Origin of the sequence: Saccharopolyspora hirsuta, assembly GCF_008630535.1 — a bacterium.
Taxonomy (GTDB): Bacteria; Actinomycetota; Actinomycetes; order Mycobacteriales; family Pseudonocardiaceae; genus Saccharopolyspora; species Saccharopolyspora hirsuta.
The window spans coordinates 32,118-45,083 of sequence record NZ_VWPH01000011.1; the positions used below are offsets into that span (position 1 = coordinate 32,118).

General features: G+C 72.8%; 14 protein-coding genes. 6 read left to right on the plus strand and 8 right to left on the minus strand.

The genetic code is table 11. The annotated features are described in order from the left end of the window. Positions 1–76: 76 nt before the first annotated feature. From F1721_RS23105 to F1721_RS23115, 3 genes are all read right to left on the minus strand, one after another. Positions 77–1,330, minus strand: coding sequence for a ribonuclease D (locus tag F1721_RS23105; RefSeq protein ID WP_211840586.1), 1,254 nt, complete (start codon positions 1,328–1,330; stop codon positions 77–79). Positions 1,331–1,427: 97 nt separating this feature from the next. After that, a complete protein-coding gene (locus tag F1721_RS23110; protein WP_010695004.1) occupies positions 1,428–2,144 on the minus strand; it encodes a response regulator in 717 nt (238 codons plus the stop codon). Between the two features lie 406 nt (positions 2,145–2,550). Then, entirely contained in the window at positions 2,551–3,129 is a 579-nt protein-coding gene (locus F1721_RS23115) for a DUF3000 domain-containing protein (RefSeq protein WP_170301579.1), read from the minus strand. A 215-nt stretch (positions 3,130–3,344) separates the two neighbouring features. On the opposite strand from F1721_RS23115, the gene hemE reads away from it, so the two are divergent. The 4 genes from hemE (at position 3,345) to F1721_RS23135 (ending at position 6,854) form a co-directional block, all read left to right on the plus strand. Next, positions 3,345–4,430: a uroporphyrinogen decarboxylase gene (gene hemE / locus F1721_RS23120; protein WP_150068864.1), complete on the plus strand. Its 1,086-nt coding sequence runs from the start codon at positions 3,345–3,347 to the stop codon at positions 4,428–4,430. Further along, positions 4,430–5,863: a protoporphyrinogen oxidase gene (gene hemG / locus F1721_RS23125; RefSeq protein ID WP_150068865.1), complete on the plus strand. Its 1,434-nt coding sequence runs from the start codon at positions 4,430–4,432 to the stop codon at positions 5,861–5,863. Before hemE ends, hemG begins: the two co-directional genes overlap by 1 nt. 4 nt (positions 5,864–5,867) lie before the next feature. Beyond that, complete coding sequence (gene hemQ, locus F1721_RS23130) at positions 5,868–6,563, plus strand: hydrogen peroxide-dependent heme synthase (protein ID WP_150068866.1); 696 nt, start codon at positions 5,868–5,870, stop codon at positions 6,561–6,563. A 90-nt stretch (positions 6,564–6,653) separates the two neighbouring features. Next, positions 6,654–6,854: a PIN domain-containing protein gene (locus tag F1721_RS23135; protein WP_150068867.1), complete on the plus strand. Its 201-nt coding sequence runs from the start codon at positions 6,654–6,656 to the stop codon at positions 6,852–6,854. Positions 6,855–6,893: 39 nt separating this feature from the next. Here the strand turns inward: F1721_RS23135 and F1721_RS23140 are convergent, their stop codons facing one another. From F1721_RS23140 to F1721_RS23150, 3 genes are all read right to left on the minus strand, one after another. Next, the gene (locus F1721_RS23140; RefSeq protein WP_150068868.1) at positions 6,894–7,613 is read right to left on the minus strand and encodes a YfgM family protein; all 720 of its coding nucleotides are present in this window, start codon (positions 7,611–7,613) and stop codon (positions 6,894–6,896) included. A gap of 81 nt (positions 7,614–7,694) precedes the next feature. Beyond that, positions 7,695–8,111, minus strand: a complete 417-nt coding sequence (msrB, locus tag F1721_RS23145) for a peptide-methionine (R)-S-oxide reductase MsrB (protein ID WP_150068869.1) — start codon at positions 8,109–8,111, stop codon at positions 7,695–7,697. A 73-nt stretch (positions 8,112–8,184) separates the two neighbouring features. Next, positions 8,185–8,481 carry a hypothetical protein gene (locus F1721_RS23150; protein WP_387510174.1) on the minus strand — a complete coding sequence of 99 codons (297 nt, stop codon included), beginning with the start codon at positions 8,479–8,481 and terminating at the stop codon, positions 8,185–8,187. Between the two features lie 92 nt (positions 8,482–8,573). Here F1721_RS23150 and F1721_RS23155 point away from each other — a divergent pair, with 92 nt between their 5' ends. Then, positions 8,574–9,347: a DUF4389 domain-containing protein gene (locus tag F1721_RS23155; protein ID WP_150068870.1), complete on the plus strand. Its 774-nt coding sequence runs from the start codon at positions 8,574–8,576 to the stop codon at positions 9,345–9,347. Between the two features lie 8 nt (positions 9,348–9,355). On the opposite strand, the gene F1721_RS23160 is transcribed toward F1721_RS23155, so the two are convergent. Both F1721_RS23160 and F1721_RS23165 read right to left on the minus strand, forming a co-directional pair. Further along, positions 9,356–9,886, minus strand: a complete 531-nt coding sequence (locus tag F1721_RS23160) for an AAA family ATPase (RefSeq protein ID WP_211840587.1) — start codon at positions 9,884–9,886, stop codon at positions 9,356–9,358. Positions 9,887–10,231: 345 nt separating this feature from the next. Then, complete coding sequence (locus tag F1721_RS23165) at positions 10,232–11,791, minus strand: alpha/beta hydrolase (protein ID WP_150068871.1); 1,560 nt, start codon at positions 11,789–11,791, stop codon at positions 10,232–10,234. Between the two features lie 153 nt (positions 11,792–11,944). Between F1721_RS23165 and F1721_RS23170 the strand changes: the two genes are divergently transcribed. Then, positions 11,945–12,883: an EamA family transporter gene (locus F1721_RS23170; RefSeq protein ID WP_425474415.1), complete on the plus strand. Its 939-nt coding sequence runs from the start codon at positions 11,945–11,947 to the stop codon at positions 12,881–12,883. Positions 12,884–12,966: the final 83 nt, after the last annotated feature.

The following is a 12,966-nucleotide window of genomic DNA, read 5'->3' on the forward strand; positions in this document are numbered from 1 at the left end:
GGGTGTCTCACATGCTGATCGCGCGGCGCCGACGGCGTCGATCATCGTCGACGTCGTCAGGTTCCGCTGCGGAGAACTACTCCGCGGGCGGCGCCGTCGCGTGCAGCGCTTCGGTGATGGCCTCCGCGGTCAGCGCGAGCTGCCACTCGCGGGCGCCCTTCTCGCGCAGCAGCTCCGTGACCGCGGCGAGGCTCCGGTCCTCCGGCGGCGCCCAGCAGGTCCGCCGGACCAGGTCCGGGAGCAGCAGGTTCTCCACCGGCAGCCGGTTGGCCTCGGCGATCTCCGCCAGCGCCGCGCGGGCCGCGGACAGCCGCGCGGCCGCGTCCGGATCGCGGTCGGCCCACCGGTTCGTCGGGGGCGGCCCGTCGTTGGGCGAGGCGGGGGCGGGCAGCTCGTCGTTCTCCAGGCGGCGGGCGGAGCGGAGCGCCTGCAGCCACATCGAGGCCCGGCGCCGCTGCTGCCGACCGCCGAACACCGGCAGCGCGACCAGGTCGGCCTCGGTCTTGGGGTTGGCCTGGGCGGCCTGGACGATCGAGGAGTCGGGCAGCACCCGGCCCGGGGCGAGATCGCGGTCGCGGGCGAACTTGTCGCGGGTCTGCCAGAGCGCGCGGACGGCGGCCAGCTGCCGCGGGTTGCGCACCCGGTGGATGCCCGAGGTGCGGCGCCACGGTTCGGCGCGCGGGGGTGCGGGTTCGGCGGTGCGGACCGCCTCGAACTCCTCCAGCGCCCACTCCAGCTTGCCCTGCTTCTCCAGCTCGTCGTGCATCGCGTCGCGCAGGGCGATCAGCAGCTCGACGTCGAGGGCGGCGTAGACCAGCCAGTCCTGGGGGAGCGGGCGTCGAGACCAGTCGGCGGCGCTGTGCCCCTTCTCCAGCCGGTAGCCGAGCATGCGCTCCACGAGGGCGCCGAGCGAGACGCGCTCGAACCCGGCCAGCCGACCGGCCAGCTCGGTGTCGAACAGCTTCGCCGGGCGCAGGTCCAGCTCGGCCAGGCAGGGCAGGTCCTGCGAGGCGGCGTGCAGCACCCATTCGGTGTCGGCCAGCGCCGGCACCAGCGGATCCAGCTCGCCGCCCAGGGCGATCGGGTCCACCAGCACGGTCCCGGCGCCTTCCCGGCGCAGCTGCACCAGGTAGGCGCGTTGGGAGTACCGGTATCCCGAAGCGCGCTCGGTGTCCACGGCCACCGGTCCGGTGCCCGCGGCGAGCGCGGTCGCGGCGGCGTGCAGGGCCGCCGACGTGTCCACCACCGGCGGCACGCCGTCGGTGGGTTCGGTCAACAACACCGGTTCCGGGCGGTCGGACCCGACGGTCTCGGGGCTTGCAGCTTCCACGGCTACCAGACCTTACGTGCTTTGGTCCGCGCCGTGGGGCCACTCCGCCCGAGCTCGTCGGGCCGACCGCTCCGGTGCAGGTGCGTCAGCGCCCGGATCAGCGGATCACGCCGGCCCGCATGGCCAGCGCGACCATCTGCGCTCGGTCGCCGGTGCCCAGCTTGCGCCCTATCCGCGACAGGTGGCTCTTCACCGTGAGCGCGGAGAGGTTCAGGGCCTCACCGATCTCCTTGTTGGAACGGCCATCGGCCACCAACTGGAGCACTTCGACCTCGCGCCCGGACAGCTCGCGAGGGGTGTTGTCCGTCCCCGGCACGCGGGTCCCGGCGGCGAGCACCGGAGCCACGCTCGGGTCGGCGTACACCCCGCCGTCGAGCACGCGGCGCACGCCGTCGGTGACCACCATCGGCGAGGCCGACTTCAGCAGGTACGCCTGCGCACCTGCCTGGAAGGCGGCCCGCACCGCGTACGGGTCATCAGACGATGCGAGCACCACGATCCGCGGCCATCCCTGGCTCCGGAGCTCGGTGACCAGTTCGATACCGGTCCCGTCCGGAAGCCCGAGATCGAGGATCGCGAGGTCGCACGGACCGGTTGCCAGGGCGCGAGCCCTGGCCTCGGCCATCGATGCGGCCTCGTGCACCGTGCCGGCGCCCATCTGCAGCAACCGGGCGGCGATCGCCTCCCGGAGCAGCGGATGGTCGTCCACCACGAGCACCGTGAACAGCTCTTCCCGCGGGTGCGGGACCATGTTGGCCGGCAACGTGCCGGCGGGCGTGGTTCGAGCGGCCTGACCTAAGCCGACGGCAGCCACGTCACTACCTCCCTGGAGTCGGTCGTGCCCCCCCGACCGGCACCGGGACTCTCGACCAATCAGCCGCGCCACTGATCGACCGAAAGTGGTGTCGTCGGGTGGCAGCGTAACCGCCCAAGCGGGTCAGCGGGACGATCAATCGGGTATCTATCCCGATCGAGTTGTTACCTGAGCATGATCACGTCGCACTTTTGGGTGACTATGAGCGATCGCCGTAACGTCGGAGCGTGGCCGATCGACGTAACGTGAATGCGTATCGTGAAAAACTTGCGTGATCAACCGTTTCGCGGCCTCTGACGGAACTTCGCGAATGGAAACGCGGCTTGGGCGTGTCGCGCACCGGGCTTGTCGCAGCACCTTACGCGGTGCAGTCAGCCGATACAGCCGGTGATCGGACGAAGTCGGATCAGTCGCGCGGCGCAACGCCGTTCGACCGACGGCCGAGCACCGAGACCCCTTCCGGGGGAAGTCCCGCCGCGCTCGCCATCAGCTCGTGGAAGGCCGCCGCGTGCGGCCCCAGGTCGGCGTCGGTGGCCGTCCACGACCCCCGCAGCTCCAGGTCGTGACTGCGGGACGGCCCGGCGATGTCGCCGAAGCGGGCCGAGGAGGTCAGCGTGACCGTGCCGCCGAGCGCCGTCCACGCCGCCCCGGAACCTTCCAGCGCATCGGTGAGCCAGGACCAGCCGACCGCGGGCAGCAGCGGGTCGGTCGCCAGCTCCGGGTCCAGCTCGGCCCGCAGGTACACCACGAGCCGGAGCACGCCGTCCCACGCCTCCTGGCCCTCCGGGTCGTGCAGCAGGACCAGCCGGGCGGTGGCCAGCTCGCCGGCCGGGCCGTTCGCCTCGGCGGCCAGCGCGTGCGCCCACGGCGCGAGCCGCTTGGGCGGACCGACCTCGGACAGCTCGATCTCCGAGCGCGGGCGGCCCGACGTCAACGTGGCAACTGCCTGCCGAAAAACCTCGGGCGCCGCCGCCATCTCCGTCACGCCGCCGACTCTATGCGGCCGCGTCACACCTGTGGCGGAGGCACGCCGATCAACTCGGCACCGGAAGCGGTGCGCCGGGGCCGTCGCGCAAACCGAGTTCGCCAGCGAGGCGTTCGAGGCGACGTGCGAAGATTGCCGCGCAAGCCCGGTCCGCCGCCGAGGCAGCGCCCGTGCGGTACTCCCGGGATCGATCGACGTACGGACGCAGACCCCCGATGACGAATCCCGCACCGGTTTCGGCCCGCCGAGACCTCGCCGACGCCCCCTTCCTCGTCGCCGCCCGCGGTGGCACCCCCCGGCACACCCCGGTCTGGTTCATGCGCCAGGCGGGCCGGTCGCTGCCCGAGTACCGGCGGGTCCGCGAAGGCGTGCCGATGCTGCAGGCGTGCCTGACCCCGGAGCTGGTCAGCGAGATCACCCTCCAGCCGGTGCGCAGGCACGGGGTGGACGCCGCGATCCTGTTCAGCGACATCGTGCTGCCGCTCTACGCCGCGGGCATCGGGCTGGACATCGTCGCGGGCACCGGGCCGGTGGTGGCCGAGCCGGTCCGCAGCGCCGCCGACGTCGCCGCGCTGCCGCAGCTGGACCAGGGCGCGGTCGCGCCGGTCGCCGAAGCGGTCCGGCTGCTGGTCGGCGAGCTGGGCAGCACGCCGCTGATCGGGTTCGCCGGGGCGCCGTTCACGCTGGCCTCCTACCTGGTCGAGGGCGGCCCGAGCCGCAACCACGAGCGGACCAAGGCGCTGATGCACTCCGACCCGCAGACCTGGCACGCGCTGCTGGAGAAGCTGTCGGAGACCACGCTGGAGTTCCTGAAGGCGCAGCTGGCGGCCGGGGTCGACGCGATCCAGCTGTTCGACTCCTGGGCCGGTGCCCTGTCGCTGCGCGACTACCGCGAGTTCGTGCTGCCGCACAGCGAGCGGATCTTCGCCGGGGTCGCCGAGATCGCGGACGTGCCGAAGATCCACTTCGGGGTGGGCACCGGGGAGCTGCTCGGCGCGATGCGGACGGCCGGGGCCGACGTGGTCGGCGTGGACTGGCGGGTGCCGCTGGACGACGCCGCCGCGCGGCTGCGCGCGGCGGTCCCGGGGGCGGGCGAGCCGGTGGTGCAGGGCAACCTCGACCCGGCGGTGCTGTTCGCCGGGTGGGACGCGGTGGAGCGCGAGGTGCGCCGGATCCTCGCCGAGGGCGAAGCAGCTGGCGGGCACATCTTCAACCTCGGGCACGGGGTGCTGCCGACCACCGACCCGGAGGTGCTGACCCGGGTCGTCGAGCTCGTCCACACCACGAGCAAGCAGCGGTGATGGCACCTCGAGTCGCGGTCGTCGGCGGCGGCATCGCCGGGCTGGCCGCCGCCCACCGGTTGCGCCGGGAGCTCGGGCCGCAGGCCGAGATCGTCCTGGTCGAGCAGTCCTCCCGCATCGGCGGCAAGCTCCGCACGGTCGAGCTGGCCGGGCGCGCCTACGACGTCGGGGCGGAGGCGTTCCTCGCGCGGCGCCCCGAGGTGCTTCGCCTCGCGGAGGAGCTCGGGGTGGCGGCCGACGTCGTGCACCCGGGCGGCGTGTCGGCCACCGTGCACGCGGGCGGTCGCACGCGCCGCCTGCCGACCGGGACCGTGATGGGCGTTCCGGCCGGGCCCGAGTCGGTGCGGGACGTGCTGTCCGACTCCGGGCTGTCGGTTGTCCGCGCCGAGCCGGAGCTGCCGCCGCTGCGGCTCGAGGGCGCGGACGCGTCGGTCGGCGAGCTGCTGCGCGGTCGCGTCGGCGACGAGGTCGTGGACCGCTTGGTGGAGCCGCTGCTCGGCGGTGTCTACGCGGGCGATTCGAACCGGCTCGGGCTGCGGGCCACCATCCCGGCCCTGGCGGCGGCGCTGGACGCGGGAGCGGAGTCGATCACCGCCGCGGCCGCCTCGGCGCTGCCCGCGCCGAAGCCGGACGCCCCGAAGCTGCCGGTGTTCGGCGCCTTCCACAACGGCTACCGCCGGTTGATCGACCAGCTGCTGATCGCCGCCGACGCGCAGCTCCGGCTCGGGCTGCCGGTGCGGGCCCTGGCCCGGACCGGGTCCGGGTGGCGGCTGGAGATCGGCGCCGCACCGAGCCCGGAGTGCCTCGACGTCGACGGGGTCGTGCTGGCGGTTCCCGCGCCTTCGGCGCGCCGCCTGCTCCAGGACGTCGCACCGGCGGCGGCGGTCAAGCTCGGCGAGGTCGAGCTGGCGTCCATGATCGTCGTCGGCTTCGCGCTCCCCGCGGGCGTCGAGCTGCCGAACGCCTCGGGCGTGCTGATCGCGCGCGGCGAGCGGCACGCGGACGGGACCCCGTTCACCGCGAAGGCCTTCACCTTCTCCAGCAACAAGTGGCCGCACCTGCGCGGCGCCGACGGCGAGCTGCTGGTGCGGGGCTCGGTCGGCCGCTTCGGCGAGACCGCGGACCTGCGGCTGGACGACGCCGAGGTGCAGCGCCGGGTGCTGGCCGACTTCGCCGAGCTGACCGGGATCGCGGCGCGACCGGTGGACTCGGTCGTGGTCCGCTGGGGCGGCGGGCTGCCGCAGTACGGCGTGGGCCACCTGGACCTGGTCGCCGACGTGGAGCGGGCGGTGGCCGAGGTGCCCGGCCTGGCCGTCGCCGGGGCGGCGCTGCACGGCGTCGGGGTCCCGGCGTGCGTCGCGACGGGGGAGGCCGCGGCGATGGAGATCACGCGGGCCCTCGTGCCGGGGGACCCTCGAGAAGTGGGACGATGAGGACATGGCGCGGCTGAACTACAACGAGCTCAACGACACCATCCGCTACACCATGTGGTCGGTGTTCCGGATCGAGCAGGGCACCCTGCCGGAGGACCGGGCCAAGGCGGCCCAGGTCACCCAGGAGTACCTGGACTCGCTCGCCGAGTCCGGCGTCGTGGTCCGCGGCGTCTACGACGTCTCCGGCCTGCGGGCGGACGCGGACTTCATGATCTGGTGGCACGCCGAGCAGATCGAGCAGGTGCAGGCCGCCTACACCGGGTTCCGCCGCGAGACCCCGCTCGGCCAGTCGTCCGAGCCGGTGTGGAGCAACGTGGCGCTGCACCGCCCCGCGGAGTTCAACAAGAGCCACATCCCGGCGTTCCTGGCCGGTGAGGAGCCGCGCAAGTACATCTGCGTGTACCCGTTCGTGCGCTCCTACGAGTGGTACCTGCTGCCCGACGACGAGCGCCGCAAGATGCTCGCCGACCACGGCAAGGAGGCCCGCGACTACCCGGACGTCCGGGCGAACACGGTGGCGTCCTTCGCGCTGGGCGACTACGAGTGGATCCTGGCGTTCGAGGCCGACGAGCTGCACCGCATCGTGGACCTGATGCGCCACCTGCGCGGCACCGAGGCACGCCTGCACGTCCGCGAGGAGATCCCGTTCTACACGGGCCACCGGGTCGACGTCACCGACCTGGTCACCCGCCTGCCCTGAGGGTTGGCGCCGAAGTAGCGCGTTCGAGCGAAGCCGAAGGCCATGCGCCCCACCTCATCGACGCCGAAGAGGTCGCTTCATCGGTGATCCGTGCGGTGCGCAGCCTGGTGGACCGCCGTTGCTCCCACGTCCGCCCTGGCTGATGCAGCACGGGAGCTGCGCGGGGCGATCAGCTTTTGCGACGCGCTGCACGTCGCACTGGCCGCCAGCCTCGATGTTCCGCTGCTGACCGCCGATGCGGAGTTGTCCCGCGCGCCGAAGCTGCCGTGCAAGGTCGAAGTCGTCGGTTGATCGTCGCGTCGGCGGCCTGCGGGCTCCGGCCCCGCCCGGTCACTTGGCGGGGGCGATCTGCTGGGTCGGGGTGTCCGGGGTGGACAGGCTCGCGCTGATGGTGCGCTGCAGGTGCCGGTGCACGCTGTTGAGCTCCTGGCGCAGTCCCAGGACCTGTCGGCTCAGCGCGTCGCCCTCGGACAGCGTGTCGGTCTCGACCGCGCGCAGCAGCACCCCGAGCTGCCCGTGCAGGCGCTGGTGCACGTCGACGAACTTGACGATCTGCTGCTGCGTCTCCAGCGGCGGTGAGGTTCGCGCCACCGCCTTGATCACGGTCTCCTGCCAGCGCTGCGCGGTCTGCCGGTAGTGCCGGTCGGCGGCCACCCGGTAGTGCGGCGCGACCTGGGCGTCCAGCGCGGTGCGGATCAGCTCCTGGCTGCTGTCGACGAGCTCGCGGGCGCTGGTGGTCACCGCGTAGGCCCACTCCCACTGCTCGGTCTGCGTGCTGGCCCGGCGCTCCTGCCTCGCCTCGTCCAGCTGAGCCTGCGCCAGCTTGATCTGCTCCCACGCCCGCTCGGCCTGCGCGCGGGCGTTCTGCGCGGCCTTGGTCGCCTTCTCCGAGTGGGCTTCGGATGCGGCCACCAAGCGCCGCATCGCCTCCGACCGCTGCACGGCCGCGCGGGCCTCGCGGCGGGCCAACCACAGCTGCCACCCGGCGATCCCGACGGCGACGACTGCCAGTCCCGCGGCGATCCAGGTGACCAGCTGCTCCCAACTCATGCGCCAAACGCTGGCACAACACCCCGTTCGGCTGCTCCAGGTGCGGACAATCTCACGTTGCGATTCCGCAACTGGAGGGGTTCAGGAGCCCTCCGGAACCAGGCGGACGGCGATGGAGTTGATGCAGTAGCGCTGGTCGGTGGGGGTGGGGTAGCCCTCGCCCTCGAAGACGTGGCCCAGGTGGCCGTGGCAGGCCGCGCAGAGGACCTCGGTGCGGACCATGCCGAGCGAGCGGTCCTCGCGGAGGATCACCGCGTCGCTGTCGGCCGGGTCGTAGAAGGACGGCCAGCCGCAGTGCGACTCGAACTTGGTCTCGCTGCGGAACAGCTCCGCGCCGCAGCCGCGGCACTCGTAGACCCCGGTGGTCTTGGTGTCGACGTACTCGCCCTGCCACGCCGGTTCGGTGGCGGCTTGGCGCAGCACCGCGTACTCGTTCGGGCTGAGCTGCTCCCGCCACTCCTGATCGGTCTTGCTGACCTTCGGGGTACCTGCATCCATGCTTCCACGCTAATCCGTGCCGAGATCGACTGCACCGCCGCGGGCCCAGATCGAGTCGAACACCACCGCGGGGTCAGCCCGCGAAGGTGGTGACGACGAAGGCGAGGGCGTTCCAGATCGTGTACAGGACGCCAAGCAGGATCAGGGCGACCACCAGGACTGCCACCAGGCGGCGGTGGCCGTCGGCGCGGTTGGCGCTCTGGGCGAAGTCGTCCACGCCGCGCAGCATGCCCTCGACGGTGGCCTCGGAGTTCGGCCGCCGCATCCGGTCGCGGTGCGCCGCGAAGGCCTGGACCTCGGGATCCTCCGGGTCGAGCCCGTCGAGGTCGTCGGTCTGGTCGTCCCGCTCGCCGCGCTCCACGCGCAACACCGTAGCGCCTCCGGGACGCCCCGCGAACGATCTGCCGGTTCCGGTGTCGCTGGGTACGCTGCTGTTCGCTCCACTTAGGACGGGAGGTGCCGATGACCGCGCAGCCAGCAGACCTGTTCCGGCCGGAGCTGGACGTCGTGCCGCCCGAGCGGCAGCGGCGCTGGACCGTCCTGCTCCGGATCCTGCTGCTGATCCCGCACTTCGTCGTGCTGTGGTTCGTCTCGATCGCGGCCGCGGTGGTGGTGATCATCGGCTGGTTCGCCGCGCTGGTGCTGGGCCGCCTGCCGGGCTGGATCGCGGAGTTCCTGAATCTCTACATCGGGTACCAGACGCGGGTGTCGGCCTCCCAGCTGCTGCTCGTCGACCGCTACCCGCCGTTCCTGCTGGACGAGCCGGACTACCCGGTCCGGGTGGACCTCCGGCCGGGGGAGCTGAACCGGTGGGCGGTGCTGTTCCGGATCGTCCTGGTGATCCCGGCCGCGGTCGTCAGCGCGGTCGTCGCCCACGGCTGGGCCGTGCTGGCGTTCTTCATCTGGCTGGTCGTGCTGGTCCTGGGGCGCACCCCGCGCCCGGTGTTCGACGCCACCGCGGCGGTGCTGCGCTGGGGCTACCGCACCAACGCCTACTTCTACCTGCTCACCGGCGCCTACCCGCGCATGCTGTTCGGCGAGGCGAAGGCCGAGGAGAACCCGCCGCGCCAGTCGCCCGGCACGCGGCCGCTGGTGATGTCCAAGGGCGGCCGGGTGCTGCTGGTCGTGTTCATCGTGCTGGGCGTGCTCGGCCTGATCGGCAACGGCGCGGTGCAGACCACCTACCCGCCCTACGACCACTACCCGGAGGACGTCCAGTACGCGGCCCCGTTCTGAGCGGGCCGTCAGACCACGGCTTCGGGCCAGCGGCGCAGGATCTCCTCGACGGTCTGCTCCGGCGTCTGGTCGGATGTGTCCAGCCACAGGCCCAGCCGCGGGGTCTGCTCGTGCAGGACCTCGTTGAGCTCGGTGATCGCCCAGGTGCCGTAGGCGGACTTGCCGCGGCCCGCTTCGCGCTCGGCGATCGCCTCGACGTCGGGCGCGAGCACGACCACCAGCAGCGGGCGGCTGCGGACCTGCTCGACCAGCTCGGCCAGGTGCTCGCCGAGCACGACGTCCTGGGCGACGACCGCGAAGCCCTCGGCGAAGTAGGCGTCCGCGGTCTGCGCGGTCAGCCGGTACCGCAGCCGCAGCTGGCGCAGCGCCTCGTCGGACGGCGCCCCGGACATCTCCTCGCGGCCGCCGACCACCATGCGGCGGAAGGTGTCGCCGCGCAGGTGCACCGAGCGCGGCAGCCGTTCGGCGATGCCTTGCGCGATCGTGGACTTGCCTGCGGCCTGGATGCCGGTGATCAGCAGGATGGCGCGGTCGAGCACGGCGCTCCTTCGGTCGGGGACCCGATCATGTCACCCGGATGTCCGATTCGTCGCGCGCGTTTCGTGACCGACTACGGATTGCAATGGATTGATAGATCCTGATCAGCTCGTTGGCGGACACCGGTTCGCTCGGGCAGCGGTATCGGCGTTGCTCCGTTGGCGAGCACCATCGCAACTGCTGGTATTCGCCACGAAGCGGGAGGCCAACATGGTCCGCACCGAAGTCGAGCGCGCTCCGCAAGCCCAGGGTGGCTGCAGCTGCTGCGGCAGCTGCACCGGTCCCTCCTGTGGCTGCTGCTCCAGCTGCGGCTGAGCGGCGCGGGTCTGCCCGGGGTGCTTGCGGGATCACTCCGGGCAGGCCATGCCGTCGGTCGGCACGGTGCCCTGCTGCAGGAAGCGCGTGACAGCGTCGGTGGCGCACCGGGAGCGGCCGACGGCGCCGTGCCCGGAGCCCTGCCAGCGGACCAGCACCCCGGTGGGCAGCTGCTCGGCCATGTGCTCGCTGCCCGCCTCGAGGACCAGCGGGTCGTTCGCGGTGCTGATCACCGGGATCGGCGGCAGGTCGGGGCGGCGCGGCGCGGGCAGCGGTTGCTGCGGAACCGGCCACGACCCGCACCACACGAGCCGCTGCACGGCGGCCCCGCCGAACAGCGGGAACCTGTTCACCCAGTCCGTCGCGAGCTCGCCGCTGCGCTGCGGCGGCACCCGCAGCGTGGTGTCGTTGCAGCTGGTGATCAGCTCGCCGTCCAGCCACGGCGGGTTGCTGCCCTGCGCGGTGACCAGCGGCGCGCTGATCCCCGCCAGCCCCGCGCCGTCCCCGCGGTTCGCCGCGGCAAGCGCGTCGGCCAGCGCGGGCCAGGTCTTGCGGTCCGACAGCCCGAGCAGGATCGCCTGCACCACGCGGCCGCTGCCGACCGAGGTCCCCGGCGCCGGTAGCGGCTGGTGGCGGGTGCGCTCGACGAGGTCGCTGACCGCCTTGCGCGGCTCCGGACCCAGCGGGCAGCCGCGGCTGACGCAGTCCGCCGCGAACACGTCGAAGACCTGCTCGGCGGTCTGCGCCTGGTGCTCTGCCTGCCCGATCGCATCGCGCGTCGGGTCCGGCGCGCCGTCGAGCACCATCCGGCCCACCGACGTCGGGAAGCGCTCGGCGTAGGTGGTCAGCAGCCGGGAGGCCTCGCCGCGGCCGATCGCGTGCAGCTTCGGCACGCCCAGGTCCAGGCGCAGCTCTTCGAGGTCGGACGCGGCCCGCCAGGTGTCGTAGGCCTGCAGCCGCTCGTCGAGGTCGAGCAGGCACTCCTGGCTGGCCTGCAGCACCGAGTCCAGCAGCCGGTCCAGGTCGGCGCGGTCGGTGGCGCGGGCGTCGAAGTCGACGATGGCCTCGCGCTGCGGCTGCGGCACGCAGGCGGCCGGATCGGACTCGCCGGTCCCGCGCCGGTCCATGCCGATGATGTCGAAGGTGTTCAGCAGCTCGGGCAGCTGCGTGGCCATGCGCGCGGCGAACGTGGTGCCGGGCTCGCCGCCGACGTCGCCGACCACCACCAGCGGCACGCGCTCGCCGGAGCCGATGCGCAGCAGCGCGTTGCGCGCGGTGCCGCGCTCCGGGGCCTCCGGCGAGTCGAGGGTGCTGAGCAGCTGCGAGCAGCTGGCGGTCATGCCCGGGGGCAGACCGCCGAGTTCCGCGCGGGTCTGGTCGGTGCAGTCCGACCAGAGCAGCATGTCGTCGCTGGGTCCGCCGAGCTCCGGGACGGGGGCCGGTTTCGGCGGCTGCGGCGCGGGTGCGACCTGCTGATCGCCGTCCTGGAAGGCGACCGCCGGGCGGTCCGACGGGCCGGCGGAGCACGCCGCGAGGACCACCAGCAGCAACGGCAGCAGCGCGGCCCCGGCCCGGTGAGTGGTGCGCGGCACGGGTACTCCTCGGCGAAGCGCGGTGGCGGAACCCGGTCAGCATCGCATGATCGAGGTGAGGCCCCGGTGAGGGGCCTGACAATCCGCTGGGCGTCCGGGATCCGCCGCGTTAACGTGCGGCAGTAGGCGAATCTCGGAGTGCGAAGGGGCAACGTGCACGTCGCGCAGATCGGCTCGGGCGCATCGTCGGGCAGGCGACCGCTGTTCAGCTGGGGGCAGGCCCCGGCGCGAGCTCTCGGGGCGATCCCGCCGCCGATGCTGGTGCTGGTGGGCGTGATCAGCCTGCAGGTCGGTGCCGCCTTCGCCAAGCAGCTGTTCACCATGGCGGGCGCGTCCGGGGTGGTGGCGCTGCGGTTGACCTTCGCGGCGCTGATCCTGCTGGCGGTCTGGCGCCCGTCGCTGCGGATGGACCGGCGGACGCTGGCGGTGGTGGCCGGGTACGGCGCGGTGCTGGCGGGCATGAACGTCTGCATCTACCAGGCCTTCGAGCGGATCCCGCTGGGCGCGGCGGTGACCATCGAGTTCCTCGGCCCGCTGGTGGTGGCGGTGTTCGGCTCGCGCCGCAAGCTGGACGTGCTGTGGGCGGTGCTGGCCGGGCTCGGCGTGTTCCTGCTGGCGCGCGTCGAGGGCGGCCTGGACCCGATCGGCGTCGGGTTCGCGCTGCTGGCGGGCGCGATGTGGGCCGGGTACATCCTGGTCGGCGCGAAGCTCGGCAGCCGGACCACCGGTGGTTCCGGTCTCGCCCTGGGCATGGCGTTCGGCGCCCTGGTGGCGGCGCCGTTCGGCATCGCCGAGGCGGGCACGTCGCTGCTGCACCCGGCGGTGCTCGTCGCCGGTCTGGTGGTGGCGCTGATGTCCTCGGTGATCCCGTACTCGCTGGAGCTCGAAGCGTTGCGCCGCATGCCCCCGCGGGTCTTCGGCGTGCTGATGAGCCTCGAACCGGCGGTCGCGGCCCTGGCGGGTCTGCTGGTCCTCGGCGAGCTCCTCGGCACCTGGCAGTGGGTGGCGATCGCCTGCGTGGTCATCGCCTCGGTCGGCTCGGTCGGCACGACGAAGTCCGGCCCGAAACCCGAGGACACCGGCGCCAACTGACCGCCCGGAACGCGATTTCAATGGAAATCGGAGGTCCGATTTCCATTGAACTTGTTCATCCTGTCCGTGGACCGCAGCTGCGA

What these genes read in the sequence shown, in the direction of transcription:
- hemE (WP_150068864.1), top strand. Translation starts at nt 3,345, where the DNA reads ATGACGAATCCCGCACCGGTTTCGGCCCGCCGAGACCTCGCCGACGCC.
- hemG (WP_150068865.1), top strand. Translation starts at nt 4,430, where the DNA reads ATGGCACCTCGAGTCGCGGTCGTCGGCGGCGGCATCGCCGGGCTGGCC.
- hemQ (WP_150068866.1), top strand. Translation starts at nt 5,868, where the DNA reads ATGGCGCGGCTGAACTACAACGAGCTCAACGACACCATCCGCTACACC.
- F1721_RS23140 (WP_150068868.1), bottom strand. Translation starts at nt 7,613, where the DNA reads ATGAGTTGGGAGCAGCTGGTCACCTGGATCGCCGCGGGACTGGCAGTC.
- msrB (WP_150068869.1), bottom strand. Translation starts at nt 8,111, where the DNA reads ATGGATGCAGGTACCCCGAAGGTCAGCAAGACCGATCAGGAGTGGCGG.
- F1721_RS23155 (WP_150068870.1), top strand. Translation starts at nt 8,574, where the DNA reads ATGACCGCGCAGCCAGCAGACCTGTTCCGGCCGGAGCTGGACGTCGTG.